This is a genomic window from Streptomyces niveiscabiei, from assembly GCF_001419795.1.
Classification (GTDB): Bacteria; Actinomycetota; Actinomycetes; order Streptomycetales; family Streptomycetaceae; genus Streptomyces; species Streptomyces niveiscabiei.
The window spans coordinates 1-23,265 of sequence record NZ_LIRL01000106.1; the positions used below are offsets into that span (position 1 = coordinate 1).

Sequence of the window (23,265 nt, forward strand, 5' to 3'; positions counted from 1 at the left end):
CGGTGAATCCCGCGACCACCCCCCACAGCGCGGTCAGCGACGCGATCCCCGCCTTCGTGCTCACCGACCACGCCGACAGGACGCGTGTGACGCGGTCGGCCGGCGTCGACTCCAGCCGGAAGGTGGAGAGGACGGTGTTGTAGGCGGCGGAGCAGATGATCAGCCCGAACTCGACCAGCATGATCAGCACCAGCCCCGCCACCCCGGGCCCCACGAACGCGAGCCCCACCGGCCAGCACGCCCGCAGCGTGCCGAACCACAGCAGCATCCGGCGCCGCCCCTGGCGGGGGACCAGGTGGCGGGCGAGCCGGGAGCCGATGAGCCCGCCGACGCAGGGGACGGCGAAGGCGAGCGCGTACTGCCAGGGCGGGAGGCCGAGTTCGCCGAGCAGGAGGACGGCGAGGAGGGGCATCCCGGCCATGATCAGCCCGTTGACGGCCATCGCGTTGAGCAGGAGGGGGCGCAGGACGGGATCCGCGAGGATGTACCGCCAACCCTCCAGCAGCTCACGCCAGTTGAGGGCGGGCGCCTTGACCGGCTCGGGCTCCCGGCCCCGTACGCGCGCCAGGCCCAGCGCCGACAGCAGGAAGCTCACCGCGTTGGCGATCACCGTGACGACCGGACCCACGGCTCCGATCGCGGCACCGCCCAGCGGCGGCCCCACCATCGTCGCCGTCCACATCGTCGACTCGAACCGCCCGTTGGCCGCGAGCAACTGGTCCTTGGGCACGAGCCACTTGACGAACGCACCGCTCGCCGAGGTGAACGTGATGTCCGCGGCGGCGACCACCACCGACACCAGCAGCAACTGCGCGAGCCCCAGCACCCCGAGCGCGTACGCGAGCGGCACGCTCAGCAGCGCCACGCACCGGACGACGTCCATCGCGACCATCACGGGCCGCTTGCGCCGGTACTCCACCCACGGCCCCAGCGGCACCGCCGCGAGCGCCCCCACGGCAGGGCCGACCGCCGCCAGCGCCGACACGGCCGCCGGACTCGCGTCCAGCGCCAGCACGGCGATCATCGGAAACGCGTCGAACGCCAGCCACGTACCGAACACACTGACCGCGTAGGCCCCCCACAGCCACCGGAAGTCCCGCCCCACCTACGCCCGCCCTTCAGAAAGCCGCTCGATGCGAGAATGGCCCCATGAGCCTGTTCCGCGACGACGGCATCGTCCTGCGCACCCAGAAACTGGGCGAAGCGGACCGGATCATGCTGCAATCTCCCGGGTGCCGACCCCCGTACCCCCAGCAGAAAACCCGTGGGGGCGTCCGATGAGTCTGTTCCGGGACGACGGCATCGTCCTTCGGACCCAGAAGCTCGGCGAAGCCGATCGCATCATCACCCTGCTCACGCGCGGCCATGGCAGGGTACGCGCAGTCGCGCGGGGCGTGCGGCGGACAAAGTCGAAGTTCGGGGCGCGTCTGGAACCTTTTTCGCACGTCGATGTGCAGTTCTTTACCCGGGGGAGCGAACTGGTCGGCCGGGGACTGCCGTTGTGCACGCAGAGCGAGACCATCGCTCCGTACGGTGGCGGGATCGTGGCCGATTACGCGCGGTACACCGCCGGTACGGCCATGCTGGAGACGGCCGAGCGGTTCACGGACCACGAGGGGGAGCCGGCGGTGCAGCAGTATCTGCTGCTCGTGGGGGCGCTCAGGACGCTGGCCCGGGGCGAGCACGCCCCGCACCTCGTGCTGGACGCGTTCCTGCTGCGCTCGCTCGCCGTCAACGGCTACGCCCCCAGCTTCGGCGACTGCGCCAAGTGCGGACTTCCAGGACCCAACCGTTTCTTCTCCGTCGCCTCCGGCGGCTGCGTCTGCGTCGACTGCCGGGTGCCGGGCAGCGTCGTACCCTCCCCGCAGACCTTGGTCCTCCTGGGCGCGCTGCTTACGGGAGACTGGGAGACGGCGGACACGGCGGAGAGCCGGTACGTCCGGGAGGGCAGCGGACTCGTGTCCGCGTACCTGCACTGGCACCTGGAGCGGGGGCTGCGCTCGCTCAGGTACGTGGAAAAAAGCTAGGGAGACGAGAAGGACATGGTCGTACGCGGGATCCTGGGGCGTCAGCGGCGCGAGTACCGGACGCCGGAGCCGCACCCCTCCGGCGCGCGTCCGCCGAAGCTCCCCGGCGAGCTGGTGCCGGAGCACGTGGCGATCGTGATGGACGGCAACGGCCGCTGGGCGAAGGAGCGCGGGCTGCCCCGCACGGAGGGCCACAAGGTCGGCGCCGAGCAGGTCCTCGACGTCCTCCAGGGCGCCGTCGAGATGGGTGTGAGGAACATCTCGCTGTACGCCTTCTCCACCGAGAACTGGAAGCGCTCGCCCGACGAGGTCCGCTTCCTCATGAACTTCAACCGCGACTTCATCCGCAAGAGCCGCGACCAGCTCGACGCGCTCGGCATCCGCGTGCGGTGGGTCGGCCGGATGCCGAAGCTGTGGAAGTCCGTCGCGCAGGAGCTCCAGATCGCGCAGGAGCAGACCAAGGACAACGACAGGCTGACCCTCTACTTCTGCATGAACTACGGCGGCCGGGCCGAGATCGCCGACGCGGCCAAGGCCCTCGCCGAGGACGTGAAGGCGGGCAGGCTCGACCCGTCGAAGGTCTCCGAGAAGACCCTCGCCAAGTACCTGTACTACCCGGACATGCCGGACGTCGACCTGTTCCTGCGGCCCAGCGGCGAGCAGCGCACCTCCAACTACCTGATCTGGCAGAGCGCTTACGCCGAGATGGTCTTCCAGGACGTCCTGTGGCCCGACTTCGACCGCCGCGACCTGTGGCGCGCCTGCGTCGAGTTCGCCTCCCGCGACCGCCGGTTCGGCGGGGCCATCCCGAACGAGGAACTCCTCGCGATGGAGGGACGGACGGGCGAGGGCGAGCAGCCGGTCACCTGAGCGCCACCGGGGGTTCACGTGGCTCACGGACGATCCGCCCATGAAGCACGTAACCCCCGCGTTCGCGGCCCTGTGCGCCGTAGCGGTCGCGGCGGCCCCGGCCGTCGCCGCGCCCCGGCCCCCGGCGCACCTCGACAGCTACGGCACGAAGGCGCCGTACGCGCCCAGGCAGCGCCTCGCGTCGTACGCCAAGGCCCCCGCCGGGTTCGTCCCCGTCTTCACGGAGAACGTCTCCCGGCACGGCTCCCGCGCCGCCACCGACAGCGAGGACGGCGACCTGGTCCTCGCGCTGTGGGACCAGGCCGCCGCGTCCGGTCAACTCACCGGCAAGGGCGAGGAGTTCGGGCCCAAGGTGCGGGCGCTGCTCGAGGCGATGGCGAAGGTCGGGTACGGGAACCTCAGCGGGCGGGGCCGCGAGGAGATGCGCGACACGGCCGACCGGATGGCCTCCCGGGTGCCGTCCCTCTTCGCGGACATCGCCGCCAAGGGCGAGAAGATCGACGTCGTCAGCTCGGGACAGGGCCGCGCGGTCGACAGCGCGAACGAGTACGCCGGTGAACTCGCCGCGAAGAACCCGGCGTTGAAGCCGCTCATCGGCGCGACCCGCACCGACAAGGACCTCCTGTACTTCCACAAGGCGGCGGGCGGCAAGGCGTACCAGGAGTACATAGCGAACGATCAGCGTCTGGCCTCGACCCTGAAGTCGATCACCGATCAGCCGAGGACGCAGCGGGCGGCGGTGAGCGTTCTGCGGAAGATCTTCAAGCGTGACTTCGTGGACGGAATCGCGGACAAGGTGGCCGCGGCGGAAGCCGTCTACAACCTGTACGCCATCGCCCCGGCAATGATCCAGGAAAGCCCGGGCGGAAAGGGCTGGGGTCTGGAGCGCTCTATCTCCCGCACCGACGCCGCCTGGTTCGGATATCTGGGAGACGCCGAGGACTTCTACGAGAAGGGCCCCGGTTTCGCGGATTCCGACATCACGTACAAGATGGCGAACGTCCTGCTGGACGACTTCTTCGCCCAGGTGAAGGCGAAGAAGTCCGGCACCTCGACGCTGGGCGCCGAACTCCGTTTCACCCACGCCGAGGAGATCATCCCCCTCGCCGCCCTGATGGGCCTCCCGGAAAGCACGAAGCCGGCGACTCCGGGGCAGTCGTACACGTACAGGAACAACCCCTGGAGGGGCGCCGACGTGGCTCCCTTGGGCGCCAACATCCAGTGGGACGTGTATCAGAAGGGCACCCGGTACCTCGTACGGATGCTCTACAACGAGAAGGAGATCCCTTTCAAGGCGGACTGCAAGCCGGTCGCGAAGAACAGCGTTTTCTACGACTTCACGGAATTGCAGCGCTGTTTCAAGCGGGGTTAACGCGCGGCGCAGTCCGCGCAGGTGCCGAAGATTTCCACCGTGTGCGCGACGCTGACGTAGCCGTGTTCCGCGGCGATCGCCTCGGCCCATTTCTCGACCGCCGGGCCTTCCACTTCCACCGCTTTGCCGCAGACGCGGCACACGAGGTGGTGATGGTGGTCGCCGGTGGAGCAGCGGCGGTAGACGGATTCGCCGTCGGAGGTGCGCAGGACGTCGACCTCGCCGGCGTCCGCGAGGGACTGGAGGGTGCGGTAGACCGTCGTCAGGCCCACCGAGTCGCCCTTGTGTTTGAGCATGTCGTGGAGTTCCTGGGCGCTGCGGAACTCGTCGACCTCGTCGAGCGCCGCCGCCACTGCGGCACGCTGCCGGGTGGAGCGGCCCTTCACGGGCGGTCCAGCGGTCGTCACCGTTGCCTCCTGAACGTCTGAGCACCTGCCGGGCCATTGTGCCAGCCCGGCCGGTGCCCGGTCAGACGCCGACCCCGCCGCCCGCCTTCCGGGTGGCCGGAATCGCGCACTCCACGGCGTCCCCGTCGGACTGCGCGAGGGCGTGCGCGCGGGCGCGCCGACGCGCGAGGGGCGCCGACAGCGCCGTGAGCGCGATGAACGCGCCGATGGTCAGCAGGACGATCGTCGCGCCGGGCGGCACGTCCTGGTAGTACGACGTGACCGTGCCGCCGATGGTCACGCTCACCCCGATGGCGACGGCGATCGCGAAGGTCGCGGCGAAACTCCGGCTGAGCTGCTGCGCGGCGGCGACGGGGACCACCATCAGCGCGCTGACCAGCAGCAGCCCGACGACCCGCATCGCGACGGTGACGGTGACGGCGGCGGTGACCGCGGTGAGCAGGTTCAGCGCCCGCACCGGCAGCCCCGTGACCCGCGCGAACTCCTCGTCCTGGCTGACGGCGAACAGCTGCCGCCGCAGGCCGAGCGTGACGAGGACGACGAACGCGGCCAGGACGCAGATCGCGGTCACGTCGGACTGCGAGACCGTCGACAGGGACCCGAAGAGGTATGACGTGAGGTTCGCGTTGGACCCGGTCGGCGCGAGGTTGATGAACATCACACCGCCCGCCATGCCGCCGTAGAAGAGCATCGCGAGCGCGATGTCGCCGCGCGTCTTGCCGTACCAGCGGATCAACTCCATGAGGACCGCGCCGAGTACGGACACCAGCGTCGCCATCCACACCGGCGACCAGGACAGCAGGAAGCCGAGGCCGACGCCGGTCATCGCGACATGGCCGATTCCGTCGCCCATGAGGGCCTGGCGGCGCTGGACGAGGTAGATGCCGACGGCGGGGGCGGTGATGCCGACGAGGACGGCGGCGAGCAGGGCCCGCTGCATGAAGGCGTAGTCGAGGAAGTCCATGTCAGCTCAGCAGTCCCGTGTGCATCGGCTCGTGGGGGTGGACGTGGTCGTGGCCCGGCAGGGCGTGCTGGCCGACCGCGTGCGGGGGCGGGCCGTCGTGCAGGACGCAGCCGTCGCGCAGGACCACCGCCCGGTCGATCAGCGGCTCGAGGGGCCCGAGTTCGTGCAGCACGAGCAGGACCGTCGTACCCGCCGCGACCTGGTCCTTCAGCGTCTGGGCCAGCACTTCCTGGCTCGCCAGGTCCACGCCCGCCATCGGCTCGTCCATGATCAGCAGCTCGGGTTCGGAGGCGAGCGCGCGGGCGATCAGGACGCGCTGGTGCTGGCCGCCGGAGAGGGCGTCCACGCTGTCCTTGGCCCGGTCCGCCATCCCGACCAGCTCCAGGGCACGGCGTACGGCCGCGTGGTCCGCCTTGCGGAGGACGCCGAAGCGGGCGCGGGAGAGGCGGCCGGAGGAGACGACCTCGGTGACCGTCGCCGGGACACCGCCGGCGGCGGTCGTACGCTGCGGGACGTAGCCGACGCGAGACCAGTCGCGGAACCGCCTGCGCGGGGTGCCGAACAGCTCGATCTCGCCCGCGCTGAGCGGCACTTGGCCGATCACGCTGCGGATCACCGTGGACTTGCCGGAGCCGTTGGCGCCGAGCAGCGAGACGACCTCACCGCGCCGCACGGTGAGGTCGATCCCGCGGAGGACGGGCCGCGAGCCCAGCTCGGCGCGCACGCCGCGCAGGGATATGACGGGCTCAGTGGTCATGCCGTCCTCCAAGTCACTTCGGGCTCACTTTGTTCCCAGGGCGCTCTGGAGTGCCTTGAGGTTGGCTTCCTGGACCGAGAAGTAGTCCTTGCCGCGGGACTTCTCCGTGATGCCCTCGATCGGGTCCAGGACGTCCGTCTTCAGGTTCGCGTCCGAGGCGATGGTCTTCGCGGTCTTGTCGCTGACGAGCGTCTCGTAGAACACCGTGGTGACGCCGTCGGCCTTGGCCATCTTCTCAAGGTCCTTCACGCGCGCGGCGCTCGGCTCCGACTCGGGGTCGAGGCCGTTGATGGCCTCCTCGGTCAGGCCGTAGCGCTCGGCGAGGTAGCCGAAGGCGGCGTGCGTGGTGATGAACACCTTGGTCTTCGTGTTGGCGAGGCCGGTCTTGAACTGCGTGTCCAGGGCGGCGAGTTTGGTGACCAGGGCCGCGGTGTTCTTCTTGTAGTCCGCCGCGTGGTCCGGGTCGGCCTTCTCCAGCGCGGCGCCGACGCCCTGGGCGACCTGCGAGTAGCGGACCGGGTCGAGCCAGATGTGCGGGTCGAGGCCGGCCAGCTCCTCGTTCTCCGAGTGGTCGGACTCGGCGGAGTGGCCGCCGACCTCGTTGCCGTGCTTCTCCAGCGTGGTGAGGGAGGCGGCGTCCACCTTGGTCTTCACCGACGACTGCTTCACGGCCGCGTCCACCGACGGCTGGAGGTTCTTCAGGTAGACGATCGCGTCGGCCTTCTCCAGGTTCGCCGTCTGCTTGGCGCTGATCTCCAGGTCGTGCGGCTCCTGGCCGGGCTCGGTCAGGCTGGTCACGCTGACGTGGTCGCCGCCGATCTGCTCCGCGAGGAAGGCCATCGGGTAGAACGACGCGACGACGTCGAACTTGCCGTCACCGTCGGCGGCGGCGCTGTCGGAGGAGCAGCCGGTGAGGGCGCCGAGGGAGAGAGCACCGGCCGCCGCGAGGGCGGTGCCCGATATGAGTCGTCGTACGTTCATGAAAGCCATTTTCAACAAATATGGAAACCGTTGTCAACAAGAGCTGGTCGCGGGTGGGTGGGGGTGCGGATGGCGGTGCGGATGACGGTTCCGATTTGGAAGAGGGGGAGTCCCCGCCGGTACCCTGAGGGTTCGCTCCGAAGCACGCGCCCCGAAGCACACTTCTCCGCTTCTTTCGCGGGCGTTTCCGCTTCGTCCGCCGCCGTTACCGTCGTTATGAAGAGAGCACCGTGGCCGCCGACAAGATCGACACCATCGTCAGCCTGAGCAAGCGCCGTGGCTTCGTTTTCCCTTGCAGTGAGATCTACGGCGGCCAGCGCGCCGCCTGGGACTACGGCCCCCTCGGTGTCGAGCTCAAGGAGAACCTGAAGCGCCAGTGGTGGCGTTACATGGTGACGTCGCGCGAGGACGTGGTCGGTCTCGACTCGTCCGTCATCCTCGCCCCCGACGTCTGGGTCGCCTCCGGCCACGTCGCCACGTTCTCCGACCCGCTGACCGAGTGCACCGCCTGCCACAAGCGGTACCGCGCGGACCACCTGGAAGAGGCGTACGAGGCCAAGCACGGCCGCCTCCCCGAGAACGGCATGGCCGACATCAACTGCCCCAACTGCGGCAACAAGGGCCAGTTCACCGAGCCCAAGCAGTTCTCCGGCCTGCTCTCCACGCACCTCGGCCCCACCCAGGACACCGGCTCGGTCGCCTACCTGCGCCCCGAGACCGCGCAGGGCATCTTCACCAACTTCGCGCTGGTGCAGGTCGCTTCGCGCAAGAAGCCGCCGTTCGGCATCGCCCAGATGGGCAAGTCCTTCCGCAACGAGATCACGCCCGGCAACTTCATCTTCCGCACCCGCGAGTTCGAGCAGATGGAGATGGAGTTCTTCGTCAAGCCGGGCGAGGACGAGAAGTGGCAGGAGTACTGGATGCAGGAGCGCTGGAACTGGTACACCGGCCTCGGCATGCGCGAGGAGAACATGCGGTGGTACGACCACCCCAAGGAGAAGCTCTCCCACTACTCCAAGCGCACCGCGGACATCGAGTACCGCTTCCAGTTCGGCGGCAACGAGTGGGGTGAGCTGGAGGGCGTCGCCAACCGCACGGACTACGACCTCACCGCCCACTCCAAGGCCTCCGGCCAGGACCTCTCCTTCTTCGACCAGGAGGCGGGCGAGCGCTACACCCCGTACGTCATCGAGCCCGCCGCCGGTGTCGGCCGCTCGCTCCTCGCGTTCCTCCTCGACGCGTACGTCGAGGACGAGGCGCCCAACGCCAAGGGCAAGCTGGAGAAGCGGACCGTCCTGCGGCTCGACCCGCGCCTGTCGCCCGTGAAGGTCGCGGTGCTGCCGCTGTCCCGCAACGCCGACCTCTCGCCCAAGGCGAAGGGGCTCGCGCAGGCGCTGCGCCAGCACTGGAACATCGAGTTCGACGACGCGGGTGCGATCGGGCGCCGGTACCGTCGGCAGGACGAGATCGGTACGCCGTTCTGTGTCACCGTCGACTTCGACACGCTCGACGACAACGCGGTGACCGTGCGGGAGCGGGACACGATGAAGCAGGAGCGGGTGTCGCTCGACCAGATCGAGGGGTACCTCGCCAGCCGGTTGATCGGCTGCTGATTGCTGTGAACGCCGGGCTCCTGTTGGTGGGGGCCCGGCGTTGTGCTGTGCGGGGGCGTATGGCTGGGGGGTGCGGGGGTTTTCGTGTGCGCCGGTGACTCCGGTGGGCCAGCTCAGCCCGCCGAGATCTTTGCCTCCGCCCCCTGGATCTCCGGTGCCCGGAGCCGCTCGGCCGTCTTCTCCGCCGTCCCGCGGGCCCAGCGTCCGCTGGTCAGGAGTCCGAGGGTCAGTACGGACAGCCCGCAGCCGACGATGATCCACCAGCCCGGGGTGGCGGCAGAGGCGAAGGTCTCGCGGTACGACGACGCGTCGATGCCGGACGCCAGGACCGCGCCGACCACCGCGACGCCCAGCGTCTGCCCGAGCTGCCGGCTCGTGGAGGCCACGGCCGCGGCGACCCCGGCCTGCGCGCGGGGCATGCCGGAGACCGCCGTGTTCGTGATCGGCGCGTTGACGAAGCCGAAGCCGATGCCGAAGAGGAGGTAGCCGAGGAAGCGCCCGGTGTCGGAGGCCCCGGCGTCGAAGGCCGCGAAGAGCAGCGCGCCCGAGGACATGGCGACCCCGGCGACGAGGAGGGGGATGCGGGGGCCGCGCGTACCGACGAGGCGCCCGGAGACGGGGGCGCAGAGGAACGTCGGGACGGCCATCGGCAGCATCCACAGCCCGGCGTGCAGCGCGTTGAGCCCCTCGACGTTCTGGAGGTACAGCGTCGACAGGAACAGGAACCCGGCGAGCGCGGAGAACGCGGAGACCGCGATCACGGTGGCCCCGCTGAACGGAGCGGACCGGAAGAACCGCAGGTCGATGAGGGGATCGGTACGCCGGGGCTCGTACCACAGCAGCCCGGCGAGCGCGGCGACGGCGAGGACGGCGAACGGGGCGCTGACCCCGGCGCCGGAGACCGGCGCTTCGATGATCGCGCAGGTGAGCGACCCGAACAGCGCGATCACCAGCACCTGCCCGACCGGGTCGGGCCGCCGGGGCCGCTCCGCGCGGGACTCGGGGACGAACCGCAGCGTGAGGAGCAGCGCGGCCACCCCGACGGGGAGGTTCAGCCAGAAGATCGCCCGCCACCCCACGGACTCGACGAGCAGCCCTCCGACGAGCGGCCCGGCAGCCATGGATATCCCGACGACGGCACCCCACACGCCGATGGCCCTCGCGCGCTCCCGCGCGTCGGTGAACGTGTTCGTGATGATCGACATGGCGACGGGGTTGAGCATCGAACCGCCGACGGCCTGCACCATCCGCGCGACGACGAGGAGTTCGAGGTTCGGCGCGAGCGAGCACAGCACGGACCCGACCGTGAAGACGACGAGCCCGGTCATGAAGACCTTGCGCCGCCCGATCCGGTCGGCGGTCGACCCCGCGAGCATCAGCAGCGAGGCCAGGACCAGCGTGTACGCGTCGATGGTCCACTGGAGACCCGACGTACTCGCGTCGAGATCGCGCTGCATGGAGGGCAGCGCCACGTTCAGCACGGTGTTGTCCAGGCTCACGATCAGCAGGCTCATGCAGCAGATCGCGAGCACCAGCAGTCGACGGTGATGGCTGAGCTCCGGCATGCCCACCACTGTACGCCCGAATCAATAGTGCGTCTAACTAATGACCGATACAAGATCCTGGACTTCACCCGTTCGGCCCACCTGTCCCATGCGCGACAATGGAGCAATGTCCACGACCGCCCAGCCGCTCCAGATCGGCCCGCACACCGTCCAGCCGCCCGTCGTCCTGGCGCCGATGGCCGGTATCACGAACGCGCCCTTCCGCACTCTCTGCCGAGAGTTCAGCGGCGGAAAAGGCCTGTTCGTGAGCGAGATGATCACCACCCGCGCGCTGGTCGAGCGCAACGACAAGACCATGCAGCTCATCCGCTTCGACGCGACCGAGACGCCCCGCTCGATCCAGCTGTACGGCGTCGACCCGGCGACCGTCGGCAAGGCCGTCCGCATGATCGCGGAGGAGGGGCTCGCCGACCACATCGACCTGAACTTCGGCTGCCCCGTCCCGAAGGTCACCCGCAAGGGCGGCGGTTCGGCCCTCCCGTACAAGCGCAACCTCCTGCGCGCGATCCTCCGCGAGGCCGTCTCCGGCGCCGGGGACCTTCCCGTCACGATGAAGATGCGCAAGGGCATCGACGACGACCACATCACCTACCTCGACGCCGGCCGCATCGCCGTCGAGGAGGGCGTGACGTCCATCGCCCTGCACGGCCGCACCGCCGCCCAGCACTACGGCGGCACCGCCGACTGGGACGCCATCGCGCGCCTCAAGGAACACGTCCCGGAGATCCCCGTCCTCGGCAACGGCGACATCTGGTCGGCTCAGGACGCGCTGCGGATGGTGCGGGAGACCGGGTGCGACGGAGTCGTGGTGGGCCGGGGGTGCCTGGGCCGGCCGTGGCTGTTCTCGGACCTGGTCGCGGCTTTCGAGGGCCGCCTGGACGATGTCGCCCGACCGTCCCTGAAGGAGGTCGCCGACGTCATGGTCCGCCACGCGACCCTCCTCGGCGAATGGCTCGGCGACGAGTCGCGGGGCGTCATCGACTTCCGCAAGCACGTCGCCTGGTACCTGAAGGGCTTCGCGGTCGGCAGCGAGATGCGCAAACGCCTCGCCATCACCTCGTCCCTGGCCGAACTCCGCGCCGGCCTCGACGAGCTGGACCTCGCCCAGCCCTGGCCGACCGGCGCCGACGGCCCCCGGGGCCGCACCTCCGGCAACAACCGCGTCGTCCTCCCCGACGGCTGGCTGAAGGACCCGTACGACTGCGCGGGAGTCAGCGAGGACGCCGAACTCGACACCTCCGGCGGCTGATCGACGCCCTCTCGACACCGCGCCGGACGCCGCCGACACTGATCGCGTGGCGGACAGCGCGGTGTGGGTCGCGGCACTGACCGGGGGAACGGCCGTCCTGGCGGGCTGGGTGACCAACCTGGGGAACGTCCGCGCGGCCAGGGTCCAGGCGGAGGCGTCGGCGAAGGCCCAACAGGAGAGCCGGGTACGGGAGTTGCGGCGGGACGCGTATCTGGAGCTGATGCGGTGCGCGCACGGGATGCGCGAGCTGTACTGGAGGGCCGGCGAGGTCCGCTTCCGGCCCGCCGATCCGGAAGGCTTTCTGGCGCGCGCCGAGGAACTGCGCGTCGAGGCGCGCCAGGCGTACGACCCGCTCATGCACAGCGTGCGCGTCATCTCACTTGAGGGACCTGGCCAGTTGGCCGAGATGGCCAAGGCGGTCCTGACGGCGGCCACGCGCGCCAACGGTTCGCTGGCCGACATCTCCCGGGACGGGCCGGAGGCGTTCGCGCGCTTCGACGCGGCCGTGGAGGCCTACTCGGCCGCCCTGACCGCCTTCGTCGAAGCGGCTCGCGATGCGATGAACGAGCCGCCGTGACGCGTCAGTCGGTCTTCGGGTGCGGGGTCGAGCCGTAGGCCGTGAGGAAGCGGTCGCGGAACTGGTCCATCTTCCAGACCGGGGCGTCGTGGGCGGGCTTCAGGCCGTCCGTCCAGTTCCAATCGGCCACCTTCTGAAGGACCTTGGGGTCCTTGGCGACGATCGAGATCGGTACGTCGCGGCTGGCCTTGGTGCCGCTCACCTTCGCGTTCGGCTGGTGGTCGCCGAGGAAGACGAGGACCGTGTCGTCGTCGGCGTACCGCTCCATCCACTGGGTCAGCGCGGTCACCGAGTACTGGACCGACTTGCCGTACTCCTCACGGGCCTTGGTGTCGTCGCTGTAGACGTCCGAGGACTTCTTGCCCGCCTTCTGGATCGCGTCGAAGACCGAACCGTCGCCCACGTCCTCCCAGTTGACGAGCTGGGGGATCGGCGCCCACGGCATGTGGCTGGACGTCAGGATGATCTCGGCCATCAGCGGCTTGTCCCGCTTCTTGCCGTGCTCCAGGCGCTGGTAGGACTCCAGCGCGTACTGGTCCGGCATCGTCGACCAGCTGAACTTCGGCCCCTGGTAGCCCATTTGGAAGGCGTTGTAGACCTTGTCGAGGCCGTAGTACTTCTGCTCGGGCCAGCTCTTCTGCACACCCGGCATGATGCCGACCGTGTCCCACGCGCCGGTCTTCTGGAACGCCTTGGTCAGGGAGAGGTGGTCGCTCGCCATCACCGTGCGGTAGCGCTGCTGGTTGTCGATCCACAGGCCCGACATGGTCGTGGAGTGCCCGAACCAGCTGCCGCCGCCGTACGTCGACGACGTCAGCCAGCCGCTCTTCGCGTGGAAGCCGATCTTCGCGAGCGCCGCCGTGTTCTCCGTGAGCATCTTGTCGACGCCCGGCGCCATGATCGGGTCCTCGATCGCGCTGCGGCCGTAGCTCTCGATGAACGTGAACAGCATGTCCTTGCCGCGCAGGTCCGGAACGAGCTGCGCCGGGGGCGTGTTGCCGAACTTGTCGCTCTTCGCGATCTTCTTGAACGCGGCCTCGTCCTTCAACGTCGCCTCGACCTGCCGCCGTTGGGAGTTCAACCCGGCCGCCGCCCGGTACGAGGCGAACGGGATGCCCGCGACGTGCACGGTGAGGATCGTGCACGTGATCCACGCCGTTCCCACCAACAGCGTTCCCCGGGTGGCCCGTTGGACGTCCCGCGCGAGGATGTTCCCGACCCGGACCAGCGCGGCGACCATCCCCGCGAACAGCAGCACGACGAGGACGACCAGCCCGATCGCGAGCAGGTTCGCGGCCGTCCTGCCCGAGGAGTCCGCGACGTACGACTTCGCGTCGTCGAGCAACTCCCAGTCCAGCACGGGGTTGAAGCTCCGGCCGAGGTAGTCCCGGTACCCCATCTCCAGCCCGTTGACGACGGTCAGCGCGGCCAGCCCGATCCCCCCGACGACGGCGAACACGAGCCGCGCCTTGCGGGGCAGGGCGATCAACAGGGCCGCGACGACGATCGCTTCGCCGGGCAGCCGGATGAAGGTGGACCACTTGAAGGCGGCGATGGACACGGGCAGCAGGAACGAGGTGTACAGCAGCAGCACCGCGAGAACGGTCCCGGTCCACCACACGACCTTCGCGGCGAGGGGATACCGGCTCCGCCACTCCCGGACGACCGCGAACCGCTTGACGGGCGGTTCACCGGCCTCGGGTTCCTCGACCGCCTGCTCCACCTCGGACGGCGCAGGTTCCGGTTGTTGACGTGAGTCTGTGGAGACAGGCACCCGAAGGTCCTTCCGTACGAGGCAGTGGCCCAGCTGGGCGGCGGACCCGGTGTGGAGGTCCGGATCCGCCACTATTTCGTACGGGCTGTGCTCAGGGTGCGTTCAGGGTCCGGGGACAGAAATAGGCAAACGCAGGGCAAACGGCGAACCAAGGGTGCGAGCGACGCCCTAGCCGCCGAACTTTCCTTCCGTGGCACCCCCTACCGCGCCCTACGCCCCACCCACCGCCGTCAACAAAGCCAACGGCGTCGCAGCGGACCGGGATTCGCGAACGCACGCGTGCGGATAAGGCACCGGTACCCCCTGGGTATCCCTCGCGTACCCCGCGAGTACCTCCGGCAGCCGGTGCCCGGTGGCGGTGGCCGCGTCGACCAGCGCGTGGGCCACGGTCCGGGCCTCGTCGTGGAGCCCGTACCGGGCCAGCCCGAGCGTGATGAGCGCGTTGTCATGGGGCCACACGGACCCCCGATGGTACGAGAGAGGGTGATACGCGGCCTGCCCGGCGGCCAGCGTCCGCACCCCCCACCCGGAGAAGAAGTCGGGTTCGAGCAGCCGCCGCCCCACGACCTCCCCGTACTCCTTGTCGAGCAGCCCGGACCAGAGCAGGTGCCCGGCGTCGGAGGCGATCGCGTCGACCTGCCGCCCCTCCCCGTCGAGGGCGAGCGCGGGGAAGGACGCGTCCCGCATCCAGAAGTCCCGCTGGAACCGGTCCCGCAGATCGGCGGCGGCCTGTTCGAGGAGCGCGGAGTACGTCTCGTCCCCCCAGGCGGTACGTGATACCCAGGAGGTACGCCGAAGGGCGTCGTACGCGTACCCCTGGGCGCCCGCGGCCATCACGGTCCCCCGTACCCGGGTCCCGTCGGCGGAGCAGATCGCGCCGGGGGAGTCCTTCCAGTTCTGGTTGGACAGCCCGCCCTGGTCGGCGCGGTAGACGAGGTACCCCCGGGAGGACAGGCCCCCGTGGTCGAGCATCCAGTCGACGGCGGCCCGGGCATGGCTCTCCAGCCGCCGGGCGAGGGCGAGGTCCCCGGTCCGCTCGACGTACGCCCCGAGGAGGACGAGGAACAGGGGCGTCGCGTCGACGGACCCGTAGTACCGCCCGTACGGCACCTGCTGGAAGTGCGCCAGCTCTCCGTGCCGCACCTCGTGCACGATCTTCCCGGGCTGCGAGACGGCCCGCGGCCCGGTCTCGGTGGCCTGGCTCGCGGCGAGCGCCAGCAGCGTGGAACTCGCGAGCTGCGGCCGGTAGGGCAGGGCGAACAGGGACGTCAGCAGCGCGTCCCGCCCGAGCAGCGCGAGGAACCACGGCGCCCCGGCGGCCGGCACCCGCAGCTCCTCCCCGTCGGGCCCGACGGCGGGCACCTGGAGCGAGGCGAGGTCGGCGAGCCCGCGGGCACAGGCGGCGGCCAGCTCGGGCCACCCGGTGGGAAACGCGACCCCTTCGACGAACTCCCCTTCCACGGCGAGGAGATGCTCACTGACGGCGGCGGGTGAACGCGGCACGCGCAGCGCCCGCTTCTCGCCGTGCGGCCGGGCCATCACCCGCAGGGTGACCTCGGCGGACCCGTGCGGCTCCAGCTCCAGGGCCCACACGAGCCGTCGGGCCCCGGTCCCGGTCTCCTCGACCCCGTCGGGCGCGGGGTCGGCGGTGACCGTCGTACAGGACCGCCACTCACCGCGCTGATACGTGAACTCGACCCCGTCGTCGAGGACTTGGCGGCGGCGCACGATGCCGGACTTGGCGTAGGTGCGGTGGTCGGAGCGGAGTTCGAACTGGTCGGTGAAGTCCGCGTCGGCGGTGACCGCGAGCCGTACGGTCGTCGGCACCGGCCGGTTGCTGACGACCCGCAGCGACTCGATGAACGAGCCGTCCCCGACGGCCTGTTCACGGAAGAGCGTGCAGGACGGCGGCTCGTTGCGCCCGCCGCGCGGCACGAGCACGCACGCGGTGGTGTCCCCGGCGGTGACCGGCGTCAGCGCCTCCGGCACGGCCCCGTCGACGGTGAGCTGCCAGCGGCTCAAGTGCCGCGCGTCGCGCACGAAGAGGCCCTCGAGGGAGGTCCCGGAGCCTACGCCGCTGATGTCCCCACGGTCGCCGACGGCGGCGAACGTACCGCCGTACACGAGCAGATGATGCCGGTCCGTCATCCCCGGTCCCCTCCCTTGGTTCCCGCGATGCCCATGTCTGAGATGTCGTCGCCTGCCATGTCGTTGCCTGACATGTCGTCAAGTTCCTTGTCGTGCAGCAGATCCAGTGCGAGCGCGGCGGTCCAGCCGAAGCCGGTGGCCCCGCACGCCTCGCCGGTGTACGGGTCGACGTACTCGGCGAACTGCGAGGCGTCGGCGGCCCGGAGGAAGGCGGCGCGCAGCGCGTCGGCCCGCGCGCTCTCGCCGTGCTGGCGAAGTCCCCGCTCCAGCAGCCAGCTCGTGTTGAACCAGGCGGGCCCGCGCCAGTACCGGTGCGGGTCGAACGCCTCGCCCAGCAGGTCGTAGGAGGGGACGAGCCGCGTCGACGTCCCGAGCCCGAAGTGCCGTCCGCACAGCGTCCCTACGACCGCTCGCGCGACCTCGCGCGGCAGGCCGGGCAGCAGCAGCGGGACGAGGCCGGAGACGCCGCGCTCGCGGATCAGGCCGCCGCCGGCGACGTCCCGGCAGAAGAACATCCCCTCGGCCGGGTCCCAGAGCCGGTCGAGCAGGGCGGCGGTGAGGCGTTCGGCGCGGGCGTGCCGGGCGGTGCCGGTCGCCCCCAACTCGTGGGCGATCCGCGCGAGTGCGTGCTCCGAGGCGACGAGCAGCGCGTTGAACGCGGGGTCCTCGACGGCGAACTCCCGCGCCCCGTCGGCGTATTCACGGTCCCGGTAGTCGGCCGCGAGCCGGACGTACCGCCCGTAGTCGAGGTCCGTGGGCCGGTCCTCGGGGGCGCCGTGGTCGAGGTCCGCGCGCCGGAAGGACCGCGCGGGGGCCGGTGTGATCCGCGCCAACGGGGCGTCCCAGCAAGGGGAGTTGTCCATCCCCTGCTCCCAGGGGTGGACGACGGAGACCAGCCCGCCGCCCCCGAGGTCGCGGCGGTGCAGCAGATAGCGGTGCCAGGCCGCGAGCCGTGGGTAGACCCGGGACAGGAAGCCGCGCGCCCGCGACAGGCCGGGGTCGGCGCAGTGCACCAGCCAGGCGGCCAGCGCGTGGACCGGTGGCTGCACGATGCCGGAGGTCTGTACCGTGCGCGGGGCGCCCGCCGCGCGCCCGGCGGTCGAGGAGCGCCAGAAGTCGGGGCTCGGGAAGTACGCGTCGAGCGGGACGGAGGGGTTGAAGACGATGTGCGGGATCCGGCCGTCGCCCCACTGGGCCGCGAGCAGCGTCTCCAGCTCGGTCTGCGCGCGCACCGGCGAGACGTGCCTGAGGCCGATCGCGATGAACGCCGAGTCCCACGACCACTGGTGCGGGTACAGGCTGCGCGAGGGGACGGTCGAGGTGCCGGTCCAGTTCTCCTGTAGTACCCGTACCGCCCTGGAGTGCGGCGAGCCCGTAGTACCAGGATCGTATGCAGTGGTGTGCCCGGCTGAGCGGGCGATGAGCTGGGCGGTGCGATCCACTCGGGGCTCCCCGAAGACGACATGGCTGACCGGCCGGTTCGGTAGTGGCTACCGTAGGGTTACGTCTATTTAACACGCAAAACTCAATATGTAATGCAGGCTTGGGAAACACAAGGGGGTGCGCATGACCGGTCGGACGTCGGCACGAGGTCAGGTTCGGGGTCAGGCGAGCGCCGGAGAGCTGCTCGGGCTCGTCCGCAGCGGCAGGGCGACGACGCGTGGCGCGCTCCAGCAGATGACGGGGCTCTCCCGGGCCACCGTCGGCCAGCGGCTCGACCGGCTCTTCCGGGCGGGCTGGCTGCGCGAGGGCGCCGGGGGACCGGTCGACTCACCCCTGGGGGGCAGGCCCTCCATCACCCTGGAGTTCGACGACGCGCACGCCGTGGTCCTCACGGCGGACCTGGAGACCCGGCACGCCCGCGCGGCGGTCCTCACTCTCACGGGGGAGATCCTCGCCGAGCACTCCGGGACCCTCGTCATCGAGGCGGGACCGGACCAGGTCCTGGGCGAACTCGGCGCCTGGTTCGCGGAGTTGCTGGAGAAGGCGGGCCACCGGCCGGACGAGGTGTGCGGCATCGGCCTCGCGGTCCCCGGCCCCGTCGACATGGAGACCGGCCGCGTCGTCCAGCCGCCGATCATGCCCGGGTGGGACGGGTACGACATAAGAGGCCGCCTCGCCCGCGCGTTCACCGACCGCACGGGCGCCCCGACCGTCCCGGTCCTCGTCGACAACGACGCCAACCTCATGGCGTACGGCGAACAGCGCGCCGCGCACCCCGAGTGCTCGGCGTTCGTGCTGGTCAAGGTGTCCACCGGGATCGGCGCCGGCGTCGTCGTCGGCGGCTCGATCTTCCGGGGGATCGACGGCGGCGCGGGCGACATCGGCCATATCCGGGTGGGCGCCGACGCGCTGTGCCGCTGCGGTTCGTACGGCTGTCTCGCGGCCGTCGCGAGCGGCGGCGCCGTGGCCCGCAGGCTCGCCGAGAGCGGGGTGCCGGCGGCGTCGGGCGCCGACGTACGGGATCTGCTCGCCTCGGGGCACACGGGGGCGGCGGCGTTCGCGCGGGAGGCCGGGCGGCAGGTCGGCGACGTCCTCGCCACCGTCGTCACCCTCCTCAACCCGGGCGTCCTGATGATCGCCGGGGACCTCGCGGGCACCCCCTTCCTGACCGGCGTGCGCGAGCTGCTCTACCAGCGGGCCCTGCCGCGCTCGACCGCTCATCTGGAGGTCGTGACCTCGCGGCTGGGGGAGCGGGCGGGGCTGATCGGGGCGGGCGCACTGGTCGTGGAGCACCTGTACGCACCGGAGCGGGTGGAGGAGCGGCTCATGGCTCTGGGGTATTAGGCGGGTACTTCTCAGGAGTGATTCTCGCCACGCTTGATAGGGGTTTCGCTCACATGAGCGGATCAAGGGTGGCTGCACTTCCTCAAGGGGTGGCACTGAGTGCCACCCCTTGATCGTTCATCGATCAAAATCAGACGTGTGGAATCACGCTCATATGAGCGCTAAACTGGGGTGAGGATGGAGGGTCGCCTTCAAGAAGTGAACACATGGGCTGCTTTCGATCCCGTGGTGCACGGCGGGTTACAGGCGTGTGACGCGTGCCTGGACCTCCCGGGAAGCCTTTGATCTGGGTATGTTCCTCGTCGTCAGGGCAGCCGTCGCGTCCTTGAGGAGTCGAGAACTGTGTCGGAGAACAAAACACCGCAGACCCCGAAGTTCGTTTATGACTTCACCGAAGGAAACAAGGACCTCAAGGACCTCCTCGGTGGCAAGGGCGCCAACCTCGCCGAGATGACGAACCTGGGGCTCCCCGTACCCCCCGGGTTCACCATCACGACCGACGCCTGCAAGGTCTACCTGGAGAGCGGCGCCGAACCCGCGGCACTGCGTGACGAGGTGAGTGCGCACCTCGACGCGCTGGAGGCGCGGATGGGCAAGAAGCTCGGCCAGGCCGACAACCCCCTTCTGGTGTCGGTCCGTTCGGGCGCCAAGTTCTCCATGCCCGGCATGATGGACACCGTCCTCAACATCGGCCTCTCCGACAAGTCCGTGCAGGGCCTCGCCGCGCAGGCCGGCGACGACCGGTTCGCCTGGGACTCCTACCGCCGCCTCATCCAGATGTTCGGCAGGACCGTCCTCGACGTCGACGGCGACCTCTTCGAGGAGGCGCTGGAGAAGGCCAAGCACACCAAGAAGGTCACGGTCGACACCGAGCTGGAGGCCGCCGACCTCAAGAAGCTCGTCACCACCTTCAAGAAGATCGTCAAGAAGGAGACCGGCCGGGACTTCCCCCAGGACCCGCGCGAACAGATGGACCTCGCCATCAAGGCGGTCTTCGACTCCTGGAACACCGACCGCGCCAAGCTCTACCGCCGCCAGGAGCGCATCCCCGGCGACCTCGGCACCGCCGTCAACGTCTGCTCCATGGTCTTCGGCAACCTCGGCCCCGACTCGGGCACCGGCGTCGCCTTCACCCGCGACCCCGCCTCCGGACACCAGGGGGTCTACGGGGACTACCTCCAGAACGCGCAGGGTGAGGACGTCGTCGCCGGTATCCGTAATACCGTCCCCCTCGCGGAGCTGGAGACGATCGACAAGGCGTCCTACGACCAGCTGATGCGGATCATGGAGACGCTGGAGAACCACTACAAGGACCTCTGCGACATCGAGTTCACCATCGAGCGCGGCCAGCTGTGGATGCTCCAGACCCGGGTCGGCAAGCGCACCGCGGGCGCCGCCTTCCGGATCGCGACCCAACTCGTCGACCAGGGCCTCATCGACGAGACCGAGGCCCTCCAGCGCGTCACCGGCGCCCAGTTGGCGCAGCTGATGTTCCCCCGCTTCGACGAGCACGCCAAGGCCGACCAGGTCGGCCGGGGCATCGCCGCCTCGCCGGGCGCCGCCGTCGGCAAGGCCGTCTTCGACTCGTACACGGCCGTCAAGTGGTCGCGTTCCGGCGAGAAGGTCATTCTCGTGCGGCGCGAGACCAACCCCGACGACCTCGACGGCATGATCGCCGCCGAGGGCATCCTGACCAGCCGGGGCGGCAAGACCTCCCACGCGGCCGTCGTCGCGCGCGGCATGGGCAAGACCTGTGTCTGCGGCGCCGAGGAGCTGGAGGTCGACACCAAGCGGCGGCGAATGACCGTACCGGGCGGGCACGTTGTGGAGGAGGGCGACCTCATCTCCATCGACGGGTCCACCGGCAAGGTCTACCTCGGGGAGGTGCCCGTCGTGCCGTCGCCGGTCGTCGAGTACTTCGAGGGGCGCATGCACGCGGGCGCCGACGACGCCGACGAACTCGTCGAGGCCGTCCACCGCATCATGGCGTTCGCCGACCGCAAGCGCAGGCTGCGGGTGCGCGCCAACGCCGACAACGCCGAAGACGCCCTGCGCGCACGGCGGTTCGGCGCCCAGGGCATCGGGCTGTGCCGCACCGAGCACATGTTCCTCGGTGACCGGCGGGAGTTGGTGGAGCGGCTCATCCTCGCCGACACCGACACGGAGCGCGAGGAGTCCCTCAAGGAGCTTCTCCCGCTCCAGAAGCAGGACTTCGTCGAGCTGTTCGAGGCGATGGACGGACTCCCCGTCACCGTCCGCCTGTTGGACCCGCCGCTGCACGAATTCCTGCCCGACATCACCGAGTTGTCGGTCCGCGTCGCGCTCGCCGAGTCCCGCAAGGACCCGCACGAGAACGAACTGCGCCTCCTCCAGGCCGTCCACCGCCTGCACGAGCAGAACCCGATGCTCGGCCTGCGCGGCGTACGCCTCGGCCTGGTCATCCCCGGCCTGTTCACCATGCAGGTCCGCGCCATCGCCGAGGCCGCAGCCGCCCGCAAGGCCGCCAAGGGCGACCCGCGCGCCGAGATCATGATCCCGCTCGTCGGCACCGTCCAGGAGCTGGAGATCGTCCGCGAGGAGGCCGACCAGGTCATCGCCGAGGTCGAGGCCGCCACCGGCACCGAACTCAAGCTGTCCATCGGCACGATGATCGAACTGCCCCGCGCCGCCCTGACGGCCGATCAGATCGCCGAGGCCGCCGAGTTCTTCAGCTTCGGCACCAACGATCTCACCCAGACCGTCTGGGGGTTCAGCCGCGACGACGTCGAAGCCTCCTTCTTCACCGCCTACTTGGAGAAGGGCATCTTCGGGGTCTCCCCCTTCGAGACCATCGACCGCGACGGCGTCGGCTCCCTGGTGAAGGCCGCCGCCGAAGCGGGCCGCCGCACCCGGCCCGACCTCAAGCTCGGCGTCTGCGGCGAGCACGGCGGCGACCCCGAGTCCGTCCACTTCTTCCACGAGGTCGGCCTCGACTACGTCTCCTGCTCCCCGTTCCGCATCCCCGTCGCCCGCCTCGAAGCCGGCCGCGCCGCGACCCAGTCGGAGGGCAGCGACCACCGCTGACCGGCTCCCGGCCCCGGAACCGCCGACGGTCCCCGACCCTCACCGATCGGCGGCGGTTCCGGTACACAGGAGAGGGCGGCGCCCTGTGCGGGGGCGCCGCCCTCCGCGCCGTCCACCGTGTAGTCCTTGTGCAACTTTCCGTACGCGGTTTCACCTTGTCCGTGCTGCGTACATACGCCGCCCCGACAGTGTCCCTCCTAGGGTGGATAGATCACCACTTGAGGAGGGAGCGGCGGGCCATGGGCGGCTGGAGCACGGGGGAGATGCCGGATCAGGAGGGCCGCGTGGCGGTGGTCACCGGGGCCAACAGCGGCCTCGGGTACGTCACCGCGCGGGAGCTGGCGCGCAAGGGGGCGTACGTCGTCCTGGCGTGCCGGAGCGAGACGCGCGGGAAAGCGGCTGCCGACCGGCTGCGGGGCGAGGTGCCCGGCGCGGAGGCCGAGGTCCGCCTCCTCGACCTCGGCGACCTGCGCTCCGTACACCGCTTCGCGGACCGCTTCCCGTACGACCAGCTCGACCTGCTCGTCAACAACGCGGGCGTGATGGCCGTGCCGTACAGCACCACCGTGGACGGCTTCGAGACGCAGTTCGGGGTCAACCACCTCGGGCACTTCGCGCTCACCGGACTGCTGCTGCCCCGGCTCCTGCAAGCCGGTCCCGGCGCCCGCGTCGTCACCGTCTCCAGCATGATGCACGCCATGTCCAACGTGGACCTCCGCGACCCCAACGGCCTGCGCAGCTACCACCGTTGGACCGCGTACGCCCGCTCCAAGACCGCCAACCTCCTCTTCACCCACGCCCTCGCGCGCCGCCTCGCCGACGCCGGGTCCTACGTCGTGGCCGCCGCCGCGCACCCCGGGTACGCCGCGACCGGGCTCGCCTCCGGGGTCGGCGGGCGCGGCAGCCGGCTCCTGATGGAACTCGGCGACCGTGCGATGGCCCAGCCCGCCGAGACCGGCGCCCTGCCCATCCTCTACGCGGCCACCGCCGACGCCGTCCGGCCCGACTCCTTCACCGGGCCGTCCTTCGCGATGTGGAGAGGGGCACCGGCACCGTCCTGGAGAGCGCCGCGCACCAGGGACGACCGGCTGGCGGAGTGGCTGTGGGAGGT

General features: G+C 70.2%; 19 protein-coding genes. 10 read left to right on the top strand and 9 right to left on the bottom strand.

Annotation, left to right across the window (positions count from 1 at the left end):
- Window positions 1–1,105, bottom strand: a 1,105-nt coding sequence (locus AOK24_RS06290; protein WP_055719059.1) for an MFS transporter, incomplete at its 3' end; no start/stop codon positions are given.
- 44 nt (window positions 1,106–1,149) lie between these two features.
- Between AOK24_RS06290 and AOK24_RS50255 the strand changes: the two genes are divergently transcribed.
- Genes AOK24_RS50255 through AOK24_RS06305 form a run of 4 tightly spaced genes read left to right on the top strand, consistent with a single transcriptional unit; the run spans window position 1,150 to window position 4,269 of the window.
- Window positions 1,150–1,281 carry a recombination protein O N-terminal domain-containing protein gene (locus tag AOK24_RS50255; protein ID WP_240553693.1) on the top strand — a complete coding sequence of 44 codons (132 nt, stop codon included), beginning with the start codon at window positions 1,150–1,152 and terminating at the stop codon, window positions 1,279–1,281.
- Window positions 1,278–2,027 (top strand): DNA repair protein RecO, encoded by a 750-nt coding sequence (gene recO / locus AOK24_RS06295; RefSeq protein ID WP_055719060.1) that lies wholly within the window; start codon window positions 1,278–1,280, stop codon window positions 2,025–2,027. Before AOK24_RS50255 ends, recO begins: the two co-directional genes overlap by 4 nt.
- Window positions 2,028–2,042: 15 nt before the next feature.
- Entirely contained in the window at window positions 2,043–2,897 is an 855-nt protein-coding gene (locus AOK24_RS06300) for an isoprenyl transferase (RefSeq protein WP_055719061.1), read from the top strand.
- Between the two features lie 40 nt (window positions 2,898–2,937).
- A complete protein-coding gene (locus AOK24_RS06305) occupies window positions 2,938–4,269 on the top strand; it encodes a histidine-type phosphatase (protein WP_055719062.1) in 1,332 nt (443 codons plus the stop codon).
- Here the strand turns inward: AOK24_RS06305 and AOK24_RS06310 are convergent.
- The 4 genes from AOK24_RS06310 to AOK24_RS06325 all read right to left on the bottom strand — a co-directional run bounded on the left by AOK24_RS06310 (window position 4,266) and on the right by AOK24_RS06325 (window position 7,378).
- Window positions 4,266–4,676 (bottom strand): Fur family transcriptional regulator, encoded by a 411-nt coding sequence (locus AOK24_RS06310; protein ID WP_055719063.1) that lies wholly within the window; start codon window positions 4,674–4,676, stop codon window positions 4,266–4,268. The genes AOK24_RS06305 and AOK24_RS06310 overlap by 4 nt on opposite strands.
- 61 nt (window positions 4,677–4,737) lie before the next feature.
- Window positions 4,738–5,640, bottom strand: coding sequence for a metal ABC transporter permease (locus AOK24_RS06315; RefSeq protein WP_055719064.1), 903 nt, complete (start codon window positions 5,638–5,640; stop codon window positions 4,738–4,740).
- A 1-nt stretch (window position 5,641) separates the two neighbouring features.
- Complete coding sequence (locus AOK24_RS06320; protein WP_055719065.1) at window positions 5,642–6,397, bottom strand: metal ABC transporter ATP-binding protein; 756 nt, start codon at window positions 6,395–6,397, stop codon at window positions 5,642–5,644.
- Between the two features lie 24 nt (window positions 6,398–6,421).
- Window positions 6,422–7,378, bottom strand: coding sequence for a metal ABC transporter substrate-binding protein (locus AOK24_RS06325; RefSeq protein ID WP_055719066.1), 957 nt, complete (start codon window positions 7,376–7,378; stop codon window positions 6,422–6,424).
- 230 nt (window positions 7,379–7,608) lie between these two features.
- On the opposite strand from AOK24_RS06325, the gene AOK24_RS06330 reads away from it, so the two are divergent.
- On the top strand, window positions 7,609–8,991 hold the full coding sequence (locus AOK24_RS06330) for a glycine--tRNA ligase (RefSeq protein ID WP_055719067.1): 1,383 nt from the start codon (window positions 7,609–7,611) through the stop codon (window positions 8,989–8,991).
- A gap of 113 nt (window positions 8,992–9,104) precedes the next feature.
- On the opposite strand, the gene AOK24_RS06335 is transcribed toward AOK24_RS06330, so the two are convergent.
- Window positions 9,105–10,556, bottom strand: coding sequence for an MFS transporter (locus AOK24_RS06335; protein WP_055719075.1), 1,452 nt, complete (start codon window positions 10,554–10,556; stop codon window positions 9,105–9,107).
- 106 nt (window positions 10,557–10,662) lie between these two features.
- Here AOK24_RS06335 and dusB point away from each other — a divergent pair, with 106 nt between their 5' ends.
- Window positions 10,663–11,805: a tRNA dihydrouridine synthase DusB gene (gene dusB, locus AOK24_RS06340; protein ID WP_055719068.1), complete on the top strand. Its 1,143-nt coding sequence runs from the start codon at window positions 10,663–10,665 to the stop codon at window positions 11,803–11,805.
- A gap of 46 nt (window positions 11,806–11,851) precedes the next feature.
- Entirely contained in the window at window positions 11,852–12,382 is a 531-nt protein-coding gene (locus AOK24_RS06345; protein WP_055719069.1) for a hypothetical protein, read from the top strand.
- Between the two features lie 4 nt (window positions 12,383–12,386).
- On the opposite strand, the gene AOK24_RS06350 is transcribed toward AOK24_RS06345, so the two are convergent.
- From AOK24_RS06350 to AOK24_RS06360, 3 genes are all read right to left on the bottom strand, one after another.
- Window positions 12,387–14,156, bottom strand: coding sequence for an alkaline phosphatase family protein (locus tag AOK24_RS06350; protein WP_055719076.1), 1,770 nt, complete (start codon window positions 14,154–14,156; stop codon window positions 12,387–12,389).
- 210 nt (window positions 14,157–14,366) lie between these two features.
- Window positions 14,367–16,304, bottom strand: a complete 1,938-nt coding sequence (locus AOK24_RS06355) for an amylo-alpha-1,6-glucosidase (protein ID WP_055719070.1) — start codon at window positions 16,302–16,304, stop codon at window positions 14,367–14,369.
- Window positions 16,301–17,746: an MGH1-like glycoside hydrolase domain-containing protein gene (locus tag AOK24_RS06360; protein ID WP_055719071.1), complete on the bottom strand. Its 1,446-nt coding sequence runs from the start codon at window positions 17,744–17,746 to the stop codon at window positions 16,301–16,303. The genes AOK24_RS06355 and AOK24_RS06360 overlap by 4 nt, the downstream gene beginning before the upstream one ends.
- 124 nt (window positions 17,747–17,870) lie before the next feature.
- On the opposite strand from AOK24_RS06360, the gene AOK24_RS06365 reads away from it, so the two are divergent.
- From AOK24_RS06365 to AOK24_RS06375, 3 genes are all read left to right on the top strand, one after another.
- Window positions 17,871–19,091, top strand: a complete 1,221-nt coding sequence (locus AOK24_RS06365; RefSeq protein WP_206191154.1) for an ROK family protein — start codon at window positions 17,871–17,873, stop codon at window positions 19,089–19,091.
- Between the two features lie 342 nt (window positions 19,092–19,433).
- Window positions 19,434–22,154 (top strand): pyruvate, phosphate dikinase, encoded by a 2,721-nt coding sequence (ppdK, locus tag AOK24_RS06370; protein WP_055719073.1) that lies wholly within the window; start codon window positions 19,434–19,436, stop codon window positions 22,152–22,154.
- A 239-nt stretch (window positions 22,155–22,393) separates the two neighbouring features.
- Window positions 22,394–23,265 (top strand): oxidoreductase (locus AOK24_RS06375; protein WP_055719074.1); only part of this gene is annotated, 872 nt, incomplete at its 3' end.

Bases quoted from the DNA above. Each gene is read 5' to 3' on its own strand.
- AOK24_RS06335 (WP_055719075.1), bottom strand. From the start codon at position 10,556: ATGCCGGAGCTCAGCCATCACCGTCGACTGCTGGTGCTCGCGATCTGC.
- AOK24_RS06365 (WP_206191154.1), top strand. From the start codon at position 17,871: ATGACCGGTCGGACGTCGGCACGAGGTCAGGTTCGGGGTCAGGCGAGC.
- AOK24_RS50255 (WP_240553693.1), top strand. From the start codon at position 1,150: ATGAGCCTGTTCCGCGACGACGGCATCGTCCTGCGCACCCAGAAACTG.
- AOK24_RS06305 (WP_055719062.1), top strand. From the start codon at position 2,938: ATGAAGCACGTAACCCCCGCGTTCGCGGCCCTGTGCGCCGTAGCGGTC.
- dusB (WP_055719068.1), top strand. From the start codon at position 10,663: ATGTCCACGACCGCCCAGCCGCTCCAGATCGGCCCGCACACCGTCCAG.
- AOK24_RS06300 (WP_055719061.1), top strand. From the start codon at position 2,043: ATGGTCGTACGCGGGATCCTGGGGCGTCAGCGGCGCGAGTACCGGACG.
- AOK24_RS06320 (WP_055719065.1), bottom strand. From the start codon at position 6,397: ATGACCACTGAGCCCGTCATATCCCTGCGCGGCGTGCGCGCCGAGCTG.
- AOK24_RS06315 (WP_055719064.1), bottom strand. From the start codon at position 5,640: ATGGACTTCCTCGACTACGCCTTCATGCAGCGGGCCCTGCTCGCCGCC.
- AOK24_RS06355 (WP_055719070.1), bottom strand. From the start codon at position 16,304: ATGACGGACCGGCATCATCTGCTCGTGTACGGCGGTACGTTCGCCGCC.
- AOK24_RS06325 (WP_055719066.1), bottom strand. From the start codon at position 7,378: ATGAACGTACGACGACTCATATCGGGCACCGCCCTCGCGGCGGCCGGT.
- recO (WP_055719060.1), top strand. From the start codon at position 1,278: ATGAGTCTGTTCCGGGACGACGGCATCGTCCTTCGGACCCAGAAGCTC.